This window comes from Thermodesulfatator atlanticus DSM 21156, assembly GCF_000421585.1.
Classification (GTDB): domain Bacteria; phylum Desulfobacterota; class Thermodesulfobacteria; order Thermodesulfobacteriales; family Thermodesulfatatoraceae; genus Thermodesulfatator; species Thermodesulfatator atlanticus.
Genome location: NZ_ATXH01000006.1, coordinates 86,432 through 103,727, shown reverse-complemented (window position 1 = coordinate 103,727; position 17,296 = coordinate 86,432). Strand labels below are relative to the sequence as shown.

Here is a 17,296-nt window from a genome sequence, read left to right as displayed (position 1 = left end):
AGGAGTTTGCAGCCTAACTAAAAGGAATGGAAACTTGTGGTGGTTGCAATGATTCTGAATGCACTGAAGTTGTTTGCAGCCTAACTAAAAGGAATGGAAACAGGCAAATATAAAGATTGGCGATGTTTATTTGAAAGTTTGCGCCTAACTAAAAGGAATGGAAACGTAGGAAAGTAGCGAATAAAAGGAGGCTCTATAATGGACCATATTGGAGCAAAAATCAAAAAACTCATGCAAAGAAGAGAACTCACTTATGAAAAGCTTGCCAAGCAGGCTGGCATAGCCAAGCGCACACTCGAGCTTGCCATTTCCGACCCTGGTGGCCGCACGCTTGCCACCATGGAAAAAATTGCCCGCACCCTTGGAGTGTCTTTAGTCCATCTAATTGAACCTGCCCCTCTATGGGAAGAAGAAGGGACAGGTCCTCGCAAAAAAGTCTATGCCCGCATAGACGAAAAAACCTTAGAGTTCCTCAAAAAGCGGGCAGAAGATTGTGGCACTATTCTTAGTGCCTACATAGACGAAATTCTTTCTCAAGCCGCACGTATGTATCGTGTGCAGTGCGGCGAATGCGAAGGAATTTTTTGGGTTGAAAGGGAAAAACCCTTCTGCAGGTGTCCCTACTGTGGGACAGTTGTAGAAATATGTTCGGGTTTGCAGCCTAACTAAAAGGAATGGAGCCCTTCGGTGATCCTTTCTAAATAGACTACCTGGGTTTTCATATGCGACGAGACCTTTGCAAAACTACAAAAAAGAGTTGTAAGCACAACCGCTAGGGATCCGTTCCCATTTTTCGTTTTCGAAAAATAGGAACGGATCCTTGGCAACGTCGAGCCTTTAATGCCCCCAGTCCTGTGACAAAGATCTTAAAGGGACAGGCCAACCAAAGAGTTCCTGAGATCCCATGGCGACTATGTTGTCAGGCCGAGACTCCTTGCCGAATAAAGAGTGTTCCCATTATGATTCAATAACATGATTGAAATTCCTGAAACCTGGGAAAAAGCTGCCAGAGAAATCATTAAAAACAGACCTGAAAAGGTCCTGCTTATCGGCGGTATTGATGTTGGAAAAAGCACTTTTTCATTTTTCCTGATAAAAAGGCTCCTTGAGGTGGGAATCTCGCCTGCCCTTCTTGATGCTGATGTTGGTCAAAAAGACGTTGGCCCACCTACCACCATCGGTTTAAAACACTTCGCAGACCTATCCGAGCTTGAGGCAAAGCGGCCTTTCCCTGCAGAAAAGATCTACTTTGTAGGGGCGAACACCCCGGTGGGTCATTTGCTCCCGTTGGTGGTGGGCACCGGGCTTCTAATGCGCGCAAGCAAAGCTGAAATAACCATTATCAATACCACCGGCCTGGTGCGTGGCCCTGGCGTTGCGCTTAAAACCTTTCAAATAGAAAACCTTAAACCTGAACTTATCCTTGCGTTTCCCAGGGAAAAGGAACTTCAGCCCATACTTCAAGGGGCAAAACACCTAAACGTTATGACCCTTGAAATTCCCGAAAAGATTACCCCTAAAACTATTGCCGAAAGAAAAAAACGCCGGGAGGAAGCCTATCGACGATACTTTGAACCTGGCACTTTGAGGCAATTTTCCTTGAAAGAATTGAGTGTTCAACGCCCAAGAAAGCTTACCCCCAATCTTTTATGTGCTCTTTCAGACGGAGAAAATCACCTGGGCCTGGGGATCATCCAGGAAGTAACAAGAGAGAGCCTCAAAATTTTTACTCCGGTTTCAGCAGAAAACATAAAAGCTATTGTTTGCGGTTCGCTTGAGCTTAAGCTTCCTGGAGAAGAAATTACCCCTGCTCGTAAAGCACCTTCCCCATCTCGGAAACATCGTAACCACCCAAGGAGGCCACCCTCTCTCTATAAGCCTCAGAGGAAAGCAAGGCTGAGATCTTTTGCCAGAGGTCTGATGCGGAAAAATCCTTCCGCACGCAGAGGTCGTATCGCTCCCGGAAAAGGGGAACAAAATCAAGCCCAAGAAGCCGCGCCGCTGCAAGAATCCCAAGCCCCACGTCAGCCCGACCAGTAGCCACCGCAATGGCCACCCCAAGGTGGGTGTTTTCCTCGGTCTCGTATCCGGCGATGTGTTGCGGCGAAAGGCCAAGTTTTTCCAGGTGATAATCAAGCAAGACCCTTGTCCCTGCACCTTTTTGGCGATTTATAAAACGCACGTCCTCACGCACAAGGTCTTCAAGGCCTTTTATGTTTTTAGGATTCCCTCTGGGGAGGATAAGCCCCTGCTCCCGATAAGCAAAATGAACTAGGATCAAAGGGGTTTCTGGCAAATAACGCTTGATATAAGGAACGTTGAAGTCTCCGGTCTCAGGGTCAAAAAGGTGGGTGCCACCAAAATGGCAAAGCCCATCACGCAAGGCCAAAAGCCCGCCAAGGCTCCCTACATGAGCAAAGGAAAGATCAAACTCCGGGGCCTCTTTTTTCAGAAACTCTGTAAGAATGTCAAGGGCTATGTCATGGCTTCCCACCACTAAAGCGGCTTTAGACAAATCTTTTTCTGGGCGCAGTATTTCAAGCTCACATTCTGCTCCCTGAGCAAGGCCCTCAAGCTCTTCGGGAATCTCACAAAGGGCATCAGCCCGCGTAAGGGTGGTAATGGCCCCGGCTCCTCTTTTAAGGTGGATGAAAACTTTGCGCTGAGAGACCTCTCCAAGCTTTACGCGTAAGAACTCTCGCGTACCAAGACGCGAAGGGATTTTGCGCCCCGCTTTAGCACGCACTTTAGGACGCTCAGGAAGCCTTACTCCAAACATTTGCTCAAAGGCAGGCTTCATGAGCTTTTCAAAGGCAAGGATAGCTGAGACGGGATACCCGGGCACGCCGATAACTGGCTTTGGGCCAAGTCGCCCGAAAAGCGCAGGTTTGCCCGGCATCATGGTTACGCCATGAAAGAAAAGCTCGCCTTCTTCCTCTATCAGGCTTGCCGTGTAATCTTTGGCCCCTGCTGAAGAGCCTGCCAATATGGCAATCAGGTGAAAATCCTCTGAAAGAGCTTGTTTTAAAGCCGCCTTAAGAAGCTCGGGTTTGTCTGGAACAATATCAAAGACCTGGGCAGTGCCGCCCCATTCTTCCACCAGAGATGCAATCATAGCGGAGTTAAATTCCACGTTTAAGCCCCTGGCAAGATCCTGAGGGGTAGCCTTCTCCGGGGTAATCAGTTCGTCTCCAGTAGGAATAATGGCTACCCGCGGGCGTTCTTTCACCAGGACTTCAAGATGCCCGGTGGCAAGAAGGGCTCCGACATCCCAGTAAGTTAGAAGATGCGAAGAAGGGAAAAGAAGCTCACCTTCTACCACGTCTTCACCGATCTTACGCACGTGCTGCCAGGGAAAGGCAGGAGACATTATTTCCACTTCGTCTTCTGAGACCTGATGCACCTCTTCCACCATGATGACCGCGTCGGTTTCAGGAGGAAGAGGCTCCCCAGTGTTTACCCAGAAGGCCTTCCGACCAACTTTTAAACGCAAGGGATTTGACTCGTGGGCACCAAAAGTGTTGTCTGCCCGCACGGCAATACCGTCCATGGCAGCGGCGTTATATGCCGGAACCGAGCGCTTAGCATAAATGGCCTGTGCGGTAACACGGCCACGGGCCTTGCGCGACGGAATTTTTTCGGCTTTAAGGAATTCCGCCCAGGGAAAGGCAGATTTGATGATTTCAAGGGCCTCAGCAAGGGGCTTTTTTCTCAAATAGATTTTTCTTTTCATGGCGATATGTTTTTAATACGATGAGCTACCTTTGCAAAGGCTTGAAAAAAATTTGTATAGAATGAGATCGCCCAAAAGTATAAGTCGCTTAGCAATGACAATCTATCTGGCAAAATAGACGTCCTTAATTTATAATCAAATTATGTATTACGATATTGCTTCAAAAGTTGTTCTTTCTCATTGTAAAGAGCCTTTTCTTACTTATTTTTGTAATCTTCCAGTAGAAAAGGCGTCTTTAATTGATCCAAGGCCTCAGGAAACCCCCTCCCTCAGAAGATCTGACTTTGTCCTTAAGACCACTCTTTCTGACAATACTGAAATTCTCGTTCTTTTAGAATTTCTTTCTGCTTGGAAAGATGAGATCCCGTTAAGAACTCTTGAATGTCGTTCGCGCCATATTCTTCAAGAAAATCTTCCCGTAAAAACTTTTTTAATTCTTTTTATCCCTTCTCAAAGAGCTGTAAATTTTTACAAAGACGAAGAAGTGAATTTTAAGTTTAATCTTATTAAATTGTATGAAATCCCCGCTGAAGAGATTATACAAAAAGGCCCGGAGTGCTTATTCCCCTTCTTACCTCTTTTTAAAAACGGAACAAAATATATTGATGAAGCAGAAAAAAGAATTTATCAGGCAGATATTCCGCGACAAAGCAAGGCCGATCTTCTTACCGGAATGGCCATATTAGGGGGTCTTGTTTCAGAAAATATCCCTTTAAAATTAATTAAAAGAAGGAGAGATATCATGATAGAAAGCGCTGCTTATGAAATCATAAAGCGCGAAGGATACGAAGAAGGATTGAAAGAAGGAATACAGCAGGGAATTCAGCAGGGAATTCAGCAGGGAATTCAGCAGGGAATTCAACAGGGAATTCGTCAGGGATTGCTAAAAGCCATAGAACTCGGGCTAAAACTCAAATTTGGGATCGAGGGTTTGAAGTTATACCCTGAAATAAAAAAGATTGAAGACGTAGCCCTGCTTGAAGTCATAAGTGAGGCCATTGATACTGCCGAAAATATATCTGATATCAAAAAATTGATCTCTGAAGCTTAGCAACCAATTTTTCCCCTCTAAAATTCGAGTAGCTATTTGGCAAATCGGTTTTTAAAATCACTATCCGTGAAAAAAGAAGCTATGGAAGAATATTTGGTAATACCTAAAAGACTCGCGCGCATGCGCCAGGTGCTTGAAAAGCGACAACCGGACCTGCGCGTTTTTTTAGAAAGGGTTGTCAATTATCACAACGTAAGCGCTATTTTACGCACGGCAGATGCAGTGGGCATCCTTCACGTGCACTATTTTCACGAAGGCCAACTCCCTATAAATGACGCTATTTCCTGCGGAGCCCACCGCTGGCTCATACTTCACCGGGAAACTGATGTAAAAGAGGCCCTTTTAAAACTCAAACACCAGGGCTTTCAACTAGTGGCCACGGGACTTTTTCCAGAAACCATTGACTTCCGCCAAGTGGATTACACCAGGCCAACAGTCATTATCGTAGGCCATGAGCTTGAAGGCATTTCTGCCACTGTGCGCGAGCTTGCAGACTTTACCGTTAAAATCCCCATGTACGGTATGGTGCAAAGTCTAAACGTGTCAGTGGCCACAGGGGTGGTGCTTTATGAAGCTGAACGCCAGCGCCGGGAAAAAGGCCTTTACCAAAAGTGCCACCTGAGCGAAGAGGAAATTGCCGCTATCCTTGAAGAATGGGCATATGAGAGGGTAATAAAAGACAAAGCCCGTGGCAGAATGCGTTCATGAATAAAAGCGAAAAGATCATCAAGCTTACTGCTACCCCTGAAGATCAAGGAAAACGACTGGACGTTTTTTTAGGTGAAAAAATCCCTGAACTCACCCGTTCCCAGGCCAAAAAGCTTATAGAACAAGGCCGGGTCAAAATTAAAAAAGTAAAAAACCCAAGGCCCAAACATAAAATCCAGGGAGAAGAAGAAATAGAAGTCTTTATCCCTGCCCCTGCTACCCTGGAGATTACCCCTCAGGAACACGTTCCCTTTGACATCATTTACGAAGACAGCCACCTCGCCGTGATAAACAAACCTGCCGGGGTGGTGGTGCATCCTGCAGCCGGGCATTATGAAGAAACTCTTGTCCACGGGCTTTTAGCCCGTCTAAAAGGTCTTTCTGGCATCGGGGGTGAGCTTCGCCCGGGCATTGTCCACCGCCTTGACAAAGACACCTCAGGGCTTCTGGTAGTAGCCAAAGACGACCAAACCCACCAGGCCCTAACCAACATGTTCAAAGCACGCCAGGTAAAGAAAACCTACCTTGCCCTGGTGCACGGGATCCCGCATGCAAAATTTGGTGTCATCAAAAAACCCATTGGCAGGCACCCGGTAAACCGCAAAAAAATGTCTGTACACGCCAAAGTAGCCCGTGAGGCAGAAACAATTTACCGGATAAAAGAAACCTTCCACAAAGCAAGTCTCCTTGAAGTGGAACTCAAGACCGGACGCACCCATCAAATCAGGGTGCATCTTTCCTCAATAGGGCATCCCATTGTTGGAGACGAACTTTACGGAGGCGCCAAGCCCCACGGCCCAAAAGCCAAACGCCAGATGCTCCATGCCTGGCGACTTTCCTTTAAACATCCGATAACTGGTGAGGAGCTAAGTTTTGAAGCCCCTTTGCCAGAAGATTTTGAGGAACTCCTAAATGAGTTGCGAAGACAAAAAGCCGCTTAAAATCGCGGTAACAGGCCCACCTGCCGCAGGCAAAAGCACTATTTTGCGCATGTTTGCTGAAGAAGGCGTGCCTGTTTTTTCTGCTGACGAAGAGGTTCACAAGCTCTCAAGACCCTGCCAAAAGGGGTTTCATCAAATAATTGCAAAGTTTGGCGAGGAGTTTTTAACCCCTGGCGGAGAGCTTGACCGCAAAAGACTCCTTAAAGCCATGCTAAAGGACAAAAAACTTAAAAAGGCCCTGGAAGGGATCTTTCATCCCCTAGTAAAAGATCGCCTTATCAAGTGGGTTAACGAAAACCAGGGAAGTTCACGTCTTATTGCGGAAATCCCTTTGCTTTACCAGGCGGGGTGGGAAGTTTTTTTTGACAAAGTTATTTGGGTAACTGCTCCAGAAGACGTCCTTATTGGCCGCTTGACCCAAAGGCTAGGGGATGTCTCCCTCGCCAGGGCTCTTATCACGCGCTATTTTGAAGATATGCCCCGAAAAATTTTTTACGACCTTAAAATTGATGGGACTATATTGCCAGAAAAAATCAAAAAGAGGCTAAAAGAACATGATCTCTTATGAAGAGGCTCAAAAACTTATCACTGAACACATAGCTCCCCTTAAGACCACAAAGCTTCCTGTGTGGGAAGCCGAAGGCTTTGTCCTTGCCGAGGACACCTATGCCCGGATAGATGTCCCCAGTGTTTCGGTTTCGCTGAAAGATGGCTTTGCCGTGCGCGCTAAAGACGTAGCAAATGCTTCGCAAGAGACCCCGGTAAGGCTTAAGCTTCTTGGAGAAATCTTTGCAGGCGGTGAAAAAGGCCTGGTACTTAAGCCTAAAACCTGTATTCGTATAACCGCCGGAGCCCCGGTGCCTGAGGGCGCTTCTGCTGTGCTTGCCGAAGAATTCGCAAGGGCAGATGGCGATACTGTCCTTGCTTTTGCAGATGCCCCGCCCGGCAAAAACATACTTCCCCGCGGTCAGGACCTCACCAGAGGAAAACCCCTGCTTCCCAAAGGGACTTTGCTTTTTCCGCCTGAAGTAGGGCTTCTTGCAGGTGCGGGATTCGGGGAAGTCGAAGTTTTTGCTAAGCCCAAGGTGCATATTCTTGCTACAGGCGATGAGGTGGTTGCCCCGGGGCAGCCGCTTTCTGAAGGGAAAATTTACGCCAGCAACCTGGTAACTCTTTGTTCCTGGTGCAGGCATTTTGGCTTAGCAACCACATACGCCGTAGAAAAAGACGAAGAAGGTGTCATCCGCGCTCACATGGAAAAAAGCCTTGCCGAAACCGATGTGTTAATAACTAGCGGTGGCGCCTGGAAAGGCCCAAAAGATTTAGTTCACAGGGTGCTCAAGGCCCTTGGCTGGGAAGAGATTTTTCACTACGTGCGTATTGGCCCGGGAAAGGCGGTTTCTTTTGGCAAGTTAGGCAAAAAAATTATCTTTTGCCTGCCTGGTGGACCGCCTTCTAACCAGATGGCCTTTTTAAACCTGGCTTTACCTGGAATTTTGCGTTTAGCTGGCTGGCAAAACGGACCTTTTCCTTGGGTCTTTGCAAAGTTAACCCAAAGCCTTTCTGGCCAGGAGGACTGGACCCAATTTTTCCTAGGAAAAGTATTCATCGAAAAAGACGAAATGTGGTTTGAGCCCCTGCCCCCCAAAAGTCGGCTTAGTTATCTGGCTAATGCTGAAGCCCTGGCCACTCTACCTGAAGGTAAAACCTCTTTGGAAGAAGGCGAAACAATCAAAATCAAACTGCTTAAGTGGCCTTTAAATGAATCAAGGGCATGTGGGAACAAGAAATCAGATGATAATGTTTAGTTCCAAATTCTTGACGGTGTCTGAAGACTCTTTATCTTTTGCGTTTTTGGCGTAAGTGGCCAAAATTTTTTGCATTTCTTTTTTTTGTATTTCCTCAAGGGCCTTCATAGCGAGCCTGTCTGCCTGGGCTGCTACCATGCGATCTTGTGCAGAAGGATTAGCAGGCGCAAGAGCCGCCCTTTTTATAGTTCTTGCCTTTTCAAGGGTAGCTTCAGGATCCCCTGGCACTGGCGACGTATCTATTTTTACTTCTCCTGCCACGGCATAATAATTCCCGTCAGGGCCACGTACATACTTGTAGTTCGCAGCCCCTCGTACATACCTGCCACCTGCTATCATGTGGGCCTGTTCATGGGCCCGCACTTCTTTGTCAATTCGTTTTAGCTTCTGGATAAGGCGCTGCTGCTCTGCCAGTTTTAGTTTTTGTTCCAGGGCTTGGAATTTGTCTGTTTTTTTAGAAGTATCATTGAGGGCGTTATCTGCCAGGGGAGGATCTTTGGCCTGCCCTTGGCTTAGGCCTAAAGAAAACACTGGAAAAGACTGTGGCAACAGTTTTAGCACACTTCCCATATAAAATTTTTCGTCAAAAAGAAGAGACAGTTTTAAAAAAACATATAGCACAAAATAAAAATGAGGCCGGTGTTGGAATCGAACCAACCAGCCCCTGCTCTCAGCAGGGGCCCGCAGGGTTTGCAGCCCTGGAGGAGCACCAGCTCCTTATACCGGCCTCCAATTTGCGCTACGGATTCCTAATTACTTCGTAAGTAGTCTGAATATCTTTCGAAGGCTTGAGATCCACTTCCATGTAAGCCTTGTAAATGAAGTTCAAACGCTCCCCATGCTGGGCTGGCGCAAGCAAGATGTCTCTACCCCTTGTTAGACGAATTCTGTTTTCGCAAAGATGACCGTAGAAATATTCCTTCTTTTCAGGGTGTTTAGCAGCCTCAGAGGCGTCAATGCCATAAAGCTTGCCATCAGGGAAGGCCCAAAGCCAACAGTGATAACCTTTAATCACTCCGCCTTTAGGAGGAATGGGAAGCCCCATATTAAAGACGACAGGTATCCCCTGGGCCCTGGCAAGAGCGGTGAAAAGGCTGTGAAAATCTGTGCAATTACCACGTTTGGCACTACAGGCCCAGATGGCATCACCTCTTCCCCATCCCTTGCCGCTTTTGTCGTATTTCATGTGAGATACAACGTAGTCGTAAATAGCACGCAGCTTTTCTTCTTGGGTCTTTTTGCCCTTGCAGATTTCATTAGAAAGGCTGGCCAAGCTTTCTATGGGAACAAGCTTATCAGAAAGCAAATACCTTACCGGCAAGCGCTCAGGCCAGGGAGTAGGTGCGACCTCTTTGCGCACCACTTTGGCGCGAATGATAATTTCGGCACCTTTTGGCAAAGGCCCTTCTTTGCGCAAATAGACAAATTTGTTGCCGTATTCAGGCTCTTTGGTCACCATGAAAGACATGGGGGCAGAAACATCAAGGCTCTCTACCTTTTGAAAATCATCATCAGGTGGGACGGGAATCCAGATTTCAATCAGCTTGGCCTTGGAAATAGGGCCAACTTTTACCTTTGCCTTAAGCAAATAAGTAGCTTCTGCTGCCAAGGCCTGCGTGGCAAAGGCAAACACCATAAAAATCAACCAGATTCCCAGCAAATACCTCTTCATAAACAAACCTCCTTAAATTTTTGAAATTTTTATACGCGTGCTACTGAAATCGGGGATACCCCCTAAAAGGTCCACCAAGGGAAGATTAAAAAGACTCTCGTCTAAACGACTAAGAACGTTAGGGTTAAAGCCTATTTTTCTTTTTTCATCCGGGATAAGGCGCATGCCGTCAAAAATCGCCGCACCCCCTAAAAAGACCTGGGAGCCGTTTTTAACTATTAAAGAAGAAGCTCCATGCTGGGTGTGTCCGTAATGAAAGGGATAAACGCTGCATCCAGGACGCACGAGAGAAGAAATCTTTACCTTTGCCTTTAAACCCTCTTTAAAAGAGCGGGACCACACCCTTACGCTTTGCCCGTCCTTTAAACCAAGGCGTTTGGCATCTTTTGGATTTAGTAGGAGATGAGGCTCTCCTTCGTAAACCAGGGCCTTACGATAGCAAATCGTTCGTGACTGGGTGTGAAGGGCCGTCTTGTGACTAATAAGCGTAAGAGGGAAGTCTTTATCAAGCTCTGCGATGCTACTACCAAAGGCGTCACGGGAGATTTCATAGCGTACGGTGCCCCAGAAAGGGTTCCCCGTTAGACTGTTGCGACTAAGAGCAAGTTTTTCGTTCCAAAGGCAAACCTTGGGGATCCCTGCTTTGAAATTCCCACGGGAGTCAAACACGGTATCAGACGGATAAAAGACCCCGCCACGCACAAGCACCGTGCATACCCTTTGCCATTCATCTTCAGGGAGCAAGTCTTCAAATTGTGCCACAAGATAGTTTTTGGCGACAAAGTCTTGTTCTTCCTTTGAGGCAGGCTTGACTTTGGCGTTATAAGCCAAGTTAGCGATCCCTCTCAGGTAGTAGTCTTCCGCCTGATAAAGAGGATAAAGGCCGTCTTTTCCAGGGATGGCCTTTGGGCCAAATCCTGGAAGCCCCAGATAAACCGCAAGGTCTATCAGGAAGGTTTCCAGGCAAAAGGGTCTGCCGTCTTTGGTCTGGCCGGTTTTAGGTAGCACAAGCGGTGTGCGCACCGCGGTAAACTTCTCGCCAGGGGCATGAGGTGTTAAAAAGCCATACTGCCCCTCAAGATAAGTAATGTCCGGGACAATGTAATCCGCGTAGATATTGGTTTCGTTAACGGTAACGTCAATGGAAACGTGCAAGGGGACTCGCTTAGTGCACTTGAGTGTTTCTATAAACCGCCTGCCGCCAGGAGTAGTGTAAACGGGATTGTAAAAATACGTAAAAAGGATCTTGGCAGGATAGGGATAGGCCTGGTCAATTCCTGCTAGAGCCGAAAGTGATAGCCCTCCTTTGGTAAAAGGAAACCACGGAAGCTTTGAGGGATAGCCATTTTTGCGAAACTCGCTTGTTTTTTCATAGGCGGCTTTTTCGCGCGAAATCTTTATCCCTTTAGGCTTTTTAGCTCCCGGGAATTTTTTAAGGTCATACAAGCCTTTGCGCCAGGGAGCCGCACCTTTCCCAGGGCAGAGGTAGCCGCCTTTAAGGTTCACATTGCCAGCCAAGGCATTTAAAAGCGCTATAGCGTAGCTGGCATAGGCCCCGCCTACATAGTTTCCGCCCCCGTGATAAGCAAAGGCCACACTTTTTGCACCATGCCTGGCAAAATCATGGGCAAGTCGTCTGATGGTGCCTTCGTCAACGCCTGATTCTTGCGCGTAAAAAGAAAGCGGATGCTTAAAAACCGATTCTTTAAAGAGCAAAAAGGCTGTTTTTACCTTTTTGCCAGAAACTTCGCCTTCCCATTCAAGTTGTGCGGTTAAACACTTGCTTGCCGGCACAAGGCGCCCGTCTTTAACCACCACCGGTTCATCACCAGAAAGACCTGGAAGGTCCTTGGCCCGCAAGAAACGGCCGGCTTCGTCTCCCTCAAGAACAACCAAATGGGTGGCGTTAGTGAAAACATTGCGTATTTTCTTTTTCGCGGCATCAAGACTGGGAATTGAAAGAAAATCCCTGTCAAAGAGCCCTTCTTCTAAGAGCACTCGTAAAATCCCCAGGGCAAGGGCACCATCCTTACCAGGTTTAACAGGGATCCATTCTGCGGCACTATGCGTAGCTTCATGGGCCCTGGGATCTATCACCACGAACTTTAGCTTGCCCTGGGCAACCCGGTCAGCAAGGATACTTCCCACAAAGGTGAGGCTTGGCTGAAGCGCAGCATAAAGGTTGGCCCCAAAGACCAGAATGTATTCGGCATTCAAGAAATCGGCTTTGAATTCTACCTGTTTGCCGTCGGAGAAAGCGTAGTTACCCATGCGAAAACCAAGACCGCAGATGTCAGTATGGCCGATACAGTTTTTGGAACCAACAGCCTGATTAACAAAACGCTTTATAAAGTGTTTACGCCCTGCTTGAGAGCGCCCGGTAATCCATATCAATTGGTTGCGCTTAGGACCAAGCTCCGGGGCGGAAGGGTCAATGGGCTTATCAGAGAGAACGTCTTTTATCCCGGGGTAATAAGTATCATCCCCAAGATGGGCAAAAAGTTTACCTCCCTCTGCGATCTCTTTAATCAAGGTCTCCCAGGAAATAGGCACAAACTTACCTGAACCCCTTGGGCCGTTTCGTTTAAGAGGGACCCGAATGCGATAAGGGTTTTTCAAATAGTCGTTATCAAAAAGCGGCTTGGCACAAATGCCTGCTTTTTCAAGAATCGCATCCTTAAGGGGAGTTTCGTAGGGAATATGTTTGCCTGCGCGGTTGTAAGGATGATAGGGGTTTCCTTCCACGCGGATGACTTCATCGTCTTTTACCCAAACCCGCAGGCCACACCTGGCATTACACGCAAGACAGGTGGTATAGGCAAGGCGCACACCTTCAGGGAGATGAGGCTCCTTTGCAATAAGATCGGGTTTATCAGGCGCTCCCTTGGGCACCGCTATGTTAAGATGACGCCTCAAAGCATCTAAAAGGGCTGGATTAGCAGCAAGAAGTTTGGCAAGGGCACCTGTTGGAGAAGCCAGGTTGCCAAAAACAAGGGCCCCTGAAGGACAAACAGCAGCACACCGGGGCCACTGGCCCTCTTTAACCAAATCAAGGCAAAGGTCACACTTGATCGCCTTTCCTTCAAAAAGAGAAACCCCTTGATAGGGACAGGCCTCCACACAATCACCGCAACCCACACAGCGTTCCTGATTTACTTCAACAACTCCAGAGGGAAGACGCGAGAGGGCCTTTTGCGCACAAGCTTCAACACAGGTGGGTTCTTGGCACTGCCGACAAACTTCGCGCTTAAAAGAAACTTTAACCTCAGGGGGCGTCCCCTCTTCGTAGGGGTTGAGCTTTAACACCATTTCTTCCGGCTCATAGCCCCGCTCAAGCTGACAGGCGGCCATGCAGGCCCTGCAACCCAAACAACGGGACTTATCCCAAATAAGAACCGGCCTAAAAGAGGCCTTGGCAAAAACCCTGGGGACCTCAAGAGAAGCTGCTACCCAACAAACAAAGCCCGCCACATTTAACTTTAAAAACTCTCGCCTTTTCATAGCACCTCCTCTTTTCTGAAACGAAAAAACTTTCTATATCGGAACAAAAAATTAGTCAAATAGTTTTTATCAATAAAAAAGCTGTTATTTATTGGCCAATCCTTTGAAAGGTGTCTATGGCAAAGCGAACTCCTGAAACGCAGTGTCAAAATTTGGTTAAGGCTTCAAAGAATTGATATTTCCGGGTATTTTTTGCAAAAAAGTGTAAAACTGGCTAAGATTTCGAAAGCTCTAAAAAAGGAGAGGTGAATCATGGCAGGACATTCTCATTGGGCCCAGATAAAGCGCAAAAAAGCTGCTCAAGATGCCAAAAGAGGGAAGCTTTTCACCAAACTCATTAGGGAAATAATGGTAGCGGCACGCATGGGCGGAGGGGATCCAAGTGCTAACCCAAGGCTTCGTGCTGCTATCCAGGCCGCCAAGGCAGCCAATATGCCCAAAGAGAATATCGAGCGTGCTATCCGCAAGGGCACCGGCCAGGAACCTGGCATGACCTGGGAAGAAGTGGTCTATGAGGGCTATGGCCCTGGCGGGGTAGCCGTGCTCATAAAAAGCGTAACCGATAACAAACGCCGCACGGTTTCTGAGCTTCGCCATATTTTTAGCAAATGCGGTGGGAACCTTGCTGAGCCAGGCGCGGTGGCCTGGGTGTTTGAACAAAAGGGCTTAATCATCGTCCCCAAAGAAGGCGCAGATGAAGAAAAGCTTTTGGAAGAAGCCCTTGAGGCCGGTGCCGAAGACGTGCGGGAATACGAAAGTGAATTTGAAATCATTACCCTCCCTCAAGACCTTGAAACCGTTAAAACAGCCCTTGAAAAAGCGGGTTTTAAGATAGACTCTGCCAAGGTGACCATGGTCCCAAAATCAACGGTGAAGCTTGAAGACGAAAAAACCGTGCAGCAAATGTTGCGCCTGATGGAAACCCTGGAAGACCACGATGACGTGCAACAGGTCTATGCCAATTTTGATATTCCCGACGAACTCATGGAACGCGTAGGTGCCAACATTTGATGCGCATTTTAGGCATTGACCCGGGATCCCAGGTAACAGGCTATGGAGTTATTGAAAGCCGCGAGATCCCTGTTGCCTGGGGCGTGATACGTTTAAAAGAAAAGACCCTTGCCGAACGGCTTTTAAGGATCCACCGCGAGATCTTAACCCTGATTGAAAAGTTTGACCCAGCGGCCGTAGCCTTTGAAGAGGTAATACCAGAGACCTTTCCCCGGGCAGCTTTAAAACTTGGCCAGGCGCAAGGAGCTGCCATAATCGCCGCGGCAAGCACCGGTAAAAGCATCTTCTTCTACCACCCCCTTGAGGTAAAAAAGGCCCTAACAGGCTACGGCAATGCCTCTAAAGAGCAATTACGCTACATGGTGAAAACTCTCCTTGGCCTTAAAGAAGATCTGCCCACCGACGCCTCAGACGCCTTGGCCGTGGCCATCTTTCACGCCCAGAAAATGAGGTTTACCCATGCTTGCCCAGGTTAAAGGGATAGTTGTCCGCAAGGGATTAAACAAAGTCTATGTGGCCACTGGCCCTGTTGTTCTAGAAATTTGCGTGCCCCAGGCTTTGCTCGCAAAACTCCCTGATGAGGGCCACCACTTAACCCTTTACGTAACCTTGCGTTTAAGGGGCGAAGTCCTTGAGCTCTACGGTTTTGAGGACTGGGAATCAAAAGAGCTTTTTGAAAAGCTGATAAGCGTCTCAAGCCTTGGGCCAAGGCTTGCCTTAAATATCCTGGGCGTGTTTAGCCCGGCACGCTTTGCCGAAGTGGTGGCTCAAAATGACCTTGAAAGCCTTTCTAAGGTGCCAGGAATAGGCCCGAGACGGGCTGAAAAACTCTGCGTTGAATTGCGTGCCAAACTTGGGTTTAAACCAGGAAGAACAAGCACCCTTTATAGCGAGGCCCTCACGGCCCTGCTTAACCTTGGTTTTGCAGAAAAAGAAGCAAGGCTTGCCCTTGAAAAGGTATTTAAAGAAGGGGAAGATTTAGCAGAGATTATCAAAAAAGCCCTAAAAGAGCTTTCAGGAACACTTTAACAGTATAATTTTTTCCGCTTAGAAAGCTTTCGGGCTACAATTGAAAAATTATGGCATATCAGGAAATTCGCCCACAAAACCTTGAGGCCTACATTGGCCAGGAAGACGTAAAAAAAGAACTAAAGGTCTATCTTTCTGCAGCCCGTGCCAGGCAAGACGCCCTTGACCACGTGCTTTTAACAGGCTTCCCAGGCCTTGGCAAAACCACCCTTGCCCACATTATTGCTGCTGAGCTTGGTACAAACATCCACGTAACCTCAGGGGCTACCCTGGAACGCCCGGGAGACCTTGCTGCTATTCTCACTAATCTTTCTGAAAGAGACGTGCTTTTCATAGACGAAATCCACCGCTTGCCTGCAGCGGTAGAAGAAATCCTTTACCCTGCTATGGAAGACTTCAAGTTAGACATCGTGGTGGGAAAAGGCCCAGGGGCACGCATCTTAAGGCTTAATCTCCCGCGGTTTACTTTAGTAGGAGCGACCACCAGAAGCGGGCTTCTTTCTGCCCCGTTAAGAGACCGCTTTGGCATAAGCTTTAAGCTTGATTTTTACAACGAAGACGAGCTCAGCGCCATTATCACCCAAACCGCCAAAAACTTAGGCATAAATATCGAAAAAAAAGCGGCACAAGAGATTGCCAGACGCTCTCGTGGCACCCCGCGCATTGCCAACCGCTTGCTGCGCCGGGTGCTTGATTTTGCCTGTGTGGCTGAAGAAAAAAACATCACCTTTGAGATTGCCCAAAAAGCCCTTACCCTCATGGACCTTGACGAGCACGGCCTTGGCCCCTTTGACCGCCTGCTCATCAAAACCATTATCGAAAAATTCGACGGTGGCCCTGTAGGGCTTGACACCCTTGCCACGGCCCTTTGCGAAGACCCACGCACCTTAGAAGACGTCTATGAACCCTTTCTTATCAGGCTTGGTTTTATAAGACGCACCAAGCGCGGTCGGGTGATAACCAACCGGGCTTACGAATACTTTGCCAAAAGGAGCAAGACCTATGGCCTCTTCCAAAATCACGGTTCCTGAAATCATTGCCAAAAAAGATAAAGAAAAAATAGCAGCTCTTACCGCCTATGATGTTTTATGGGCAAGGATCCTTGATGAAGCAGGGATAGACATCATCCTGGTGGGTGATTCCGCAGCGATGATAGTCCTTGGTTATGAAGACACGCTTCCCATAACCATGGAAGAGATGCTTCTTTTTTCGCGGGCGGTAGCCAGAGGCGCCAAGCGGGCGCTCGTGGTGGGGGATATGCCTTTTCTTTCATATCAGACAAGCGTTTCTGAAGCCATTAAAAACGCCGGGCGTTTCCTGAAAGAAGCGGGCTGTCAGGCCGTAAAGATAGAAGGTGGCCAGGAGATAGCTGAAACCATTGCAGCTGTTGTTAAAGCCGGAATCCCTGTGATGGGGCATATTGGGCTTACCCCTCAGCGGGCCCATGCCCTTGGCGGGTTCAAGGTTCAGGGAAAAGACGTTAGCTCCGCGCGCAAGCTAATAGAAGACGCCAAGGCCCTTGAAGAGGCCGGAGTTTTTTCCCTGGTGCTTGAGTGCGTGCCCAAAGAGCTTGCCGCCTACATAACCCGCGAAATCTCTATCCCTACCATTGGCATTGGAGCTGGGGCCCAGTGTGATGGCCAGATCCTTGTGCTTCCTGATTTATTGGGGCTTTTTGAGGCCTTTCGCCCTAAGTTTGTTAAGTCCTACACCAATATGGCTGAAACCGGACGCAAGGCCATTTTGGCCTATCTTGAAGAAGTAAAAAACGGGCTTTTCCCCGGAGAAGAACACTCTTTTAAATTGTCAGACGAAGTAAAAAAAGAATTGGGCCTTTAGAAG

At 47.9% G+C, this 17,296-nt stretch carries 15 protein-coding genes, 1 tRNA gene and 1 pseudogene; 12 read left to right on the top strand and 5 right to left on the bottom strand.

Features of this window, described 5'->3' with window-relative positions; all coding sequences use genetic code 11:
• Window positions 1-198: 198 nt before the first annotated feature.
• A complete protein-coding gene (locus tag H528_RS0104030; protein ID WP_022853062.1) occupies window positions 199-669 on the top strand; it encodes a helix-turn-helix domain-containing protein in 471 nt (156 codons plus the stop codon).
• Window positions 670-972: 303 nt separating this feature from the next.
• Window positions 973-1,563 (top strand): annotated as a pseudogene (locus tag H528_RS14680) (Clp1/GlmU family protein); the annotation flags it as partial.
• Window positions 1,564-1,801: 238 nt separating this feature from the next.
• On the opposite strand, the gene H528_RS0104025 reads toward H528_RS14680, so the two are convergent.
• Window positions 1,802-3,733 carry a molybdopterin biosynthesis protein gene (locus H528_RS0104025; RefSeq protein WP_022853061.1) on the bottom strand — a complete coding sequence of 644 codons (1,932 nt, stop codon included), beginning with the start codon at window positions 3,731-3,733 and terminating at the stop codon, window positions 1,802-1,804.
• Between the two features lie 142 nt (window positions 3,734-3,875).
• On the opposite strand from H528_RS0104025, the gene H528_RS0104020 reads away from it, so the two are divergent.
• The 5 genes from H528_RS0104020 to H528_RS12580 all read left to right on the top strand — a co-directional run bounded on the left by H528_RS0104020 (window position 3,876) and on the right by H528_RS12580 (window position 8,241).
• Window positions 3,876-4,784 carry an RpnC/YadD family protein gene (locus H528_RS0104020; protein WP_022853060.1) on the top strand — a complete coding sequence of 303 codons (909 nt, stop codon included), beginning with the start codon at window positions 3,876-3,878 and terminating at the stop codon, window positions 4,782-4,784.
• Window positions 4,785-4,850: 66 nt separating this feature from the next.
• A complete protein-coding gene (locus tag H528_RS0104015; RefSeq protein ID WP_245540426.1) occupies window positions 4,851-5,492 on the top strand; it encodes a TrmH family RNA methyltransferase in 642 nt (213 codons plus the stop codon).
• Window positions 5,489-6,433 (top strand): RluA family pseudouridine synthase, encoded by a 945-nt coding sequence (locus tag H528_RS0104010; protein WP_022853058.1) that lies wholly within the window; start codon window positions 5,489-5,491, stop codon window positions 6,431-6,433. Before H528_RS0104015 ends, H528_RS0104010 begins: the two co-directional genes overlap by 4 nt.
• On the top strand, window positions 6,405-7,001 hold the full coding sequence (coaE, locus tag H528_RS0104005; RefSeq protein ID WP_022853057.1) for a dephospho-CoA kinase: 597 nt from the start codon (window positions 6,405-6,407) through the stop codon (window positions 6,999-7,001). Before H528_RS0104010 ends, coaE begins: the two co-directional genes overlap by 29 nt.
• A complete protein-coding gene (locus H528_RS12580; protein WP_022853056.1) occupies window positions 6,988-8,241 on the top strand; it encodes a molybdopterin molybdotransferase MoeA in 1,254 nt (417 codons plus the stop codon). The genes coaE and H528_RS12580 overlap by 14 nt, the downstream gene beginning before the upstream one ends.
• On the opposite strand, the gene H528_RS12575 is transcribed toward H528_RS12580, so the two are convergent.
• From H528_RS12575 to H528_RS0103985, 4 genes are all read right to left on the bottom strand, one after another.
• Window positions 8,224-8,862, bottom strand: a complete 639-nt coding sequence (locus H528_RS12575; RefSeq protein ID WP_157608105.1) for a putative metalloprotease CJM1_0395 family protein — start codon at window positions 8,860-8,862, stop codon at window positions 8,224-8,226. The genes H528_RS12580 and H528_RS12575 overlap by 18 nt on opposite strands.
• A 10-nt stretch (window positions 8,863-8,872) precedes the next feature.
• Window positions 8,873-8,970 (bottom strand) — tRNA-OTHER (locus H528_RS14435).
• A gap of 10 nt (window positions 8,971-8,980) precedes the next feature.
• Window positions 8,981-9,913, bottom strand: a complete 933-nt coding sequence (locus tag H528_RS0103990; RefSeq protein ID WP_022853054.1) for a transglutaminase-like domain-containing protein — start codon at window positions 9,911-9,913, stop codon at window positions 8,981-8,983.
• Window positions 9,914-9,925: 12 nt separating this feature from the next.
• A complete protein-coding gene (locus tag H528_RS0103985) occupies window positions 9,926-13,414 on the bottom strand; it encodes a molybdopterin-dependent oxidoreductase (protein WP_022853053.1) in 3,489 nt (1,162 codons plus the stop codon).
• 252 nt (window positions 13,415-13,666) lie between these two features.
• Here H528_RS0103985 and H528_RS0103980 point away from each other — a divergent pair, with 252 nt between their 5' ends.
• From H528_RS0103980 to panB, 5 genes are read left to right on the top strand one after another with little or no spacing between them, the layout of a single operon-like run.
• Complete coding sequence (locus tag H528_RS0103980) at window positions 13,667-14,425, top strand: YebC/PmpR family DNA-binding transcriptional regulator (RefSeq protein ID WP_022853052.1); 759 nt, start codon at window positions 13,667-13,669, stop codon at window positions 14,423-14,425.
• Window positions 14,425-14,901 carry a crossover junction endodeoxyribonuclease RuvC gene (gene ruvC / locus H528_RS12570; RefSeq protein WP_022853051.1) on the top strand — a complete coding sequence of 159 codons (477 nt, stop codon included), beginning with the start codon at window positions 14,425-14,427 and terminating at the stop codon, window positions 14,899-14,901. The genes H528_RS0103980 and ruvC overlap by 1 nt, the downstream gene beginning before the upstream one ends.
• Window positions 14,885-15,454, top strand: coding sequence for a Holliday junction branch migration protein RuvA (ruvA, locus tag H528_RS0103970; protein WP_022853050.1), 570 nt, complete (start codon window positions 14,885-14,887; stop codon window positions 15,452-15,454). Before ruvC ends, ruvA begins: the two co-directional genes overlap by 17 nt.
• 50 nt (window positions 15,455-15,504) lie before the next feature.
• Window positions 15,505-16,485 carry a Holliday junction branch migration DNA helicase RuvB gene (gene ruvB / locus H528_RS0103965; RefSeq protein WP_022853049.1) on the top strand — a complete coding sequence of 327 codons (981 nt, stop codon included), beginning with the start codon at window positions 15,505-15,507 and terminating at the stop codon, window positions 16,483-16,485.
• Window positions 16,457-17,293 (top strand): 3-methyl-2-oxobutanoate hydroxymethyltransferase, encoded by an 837-nt coding sequence (gene panB, locus H528_RS0103960; protein WP_022853048.1) that lies wholly within the window; start codon window positions 16,457-16,459, stop codon window positions 17,291-17,293. Before ruvB ends, panB begins: the two co-directional genes overlap by 29 nt.
• Window positions 17,294-17,296: the final 3 nt, after the last annotated feature.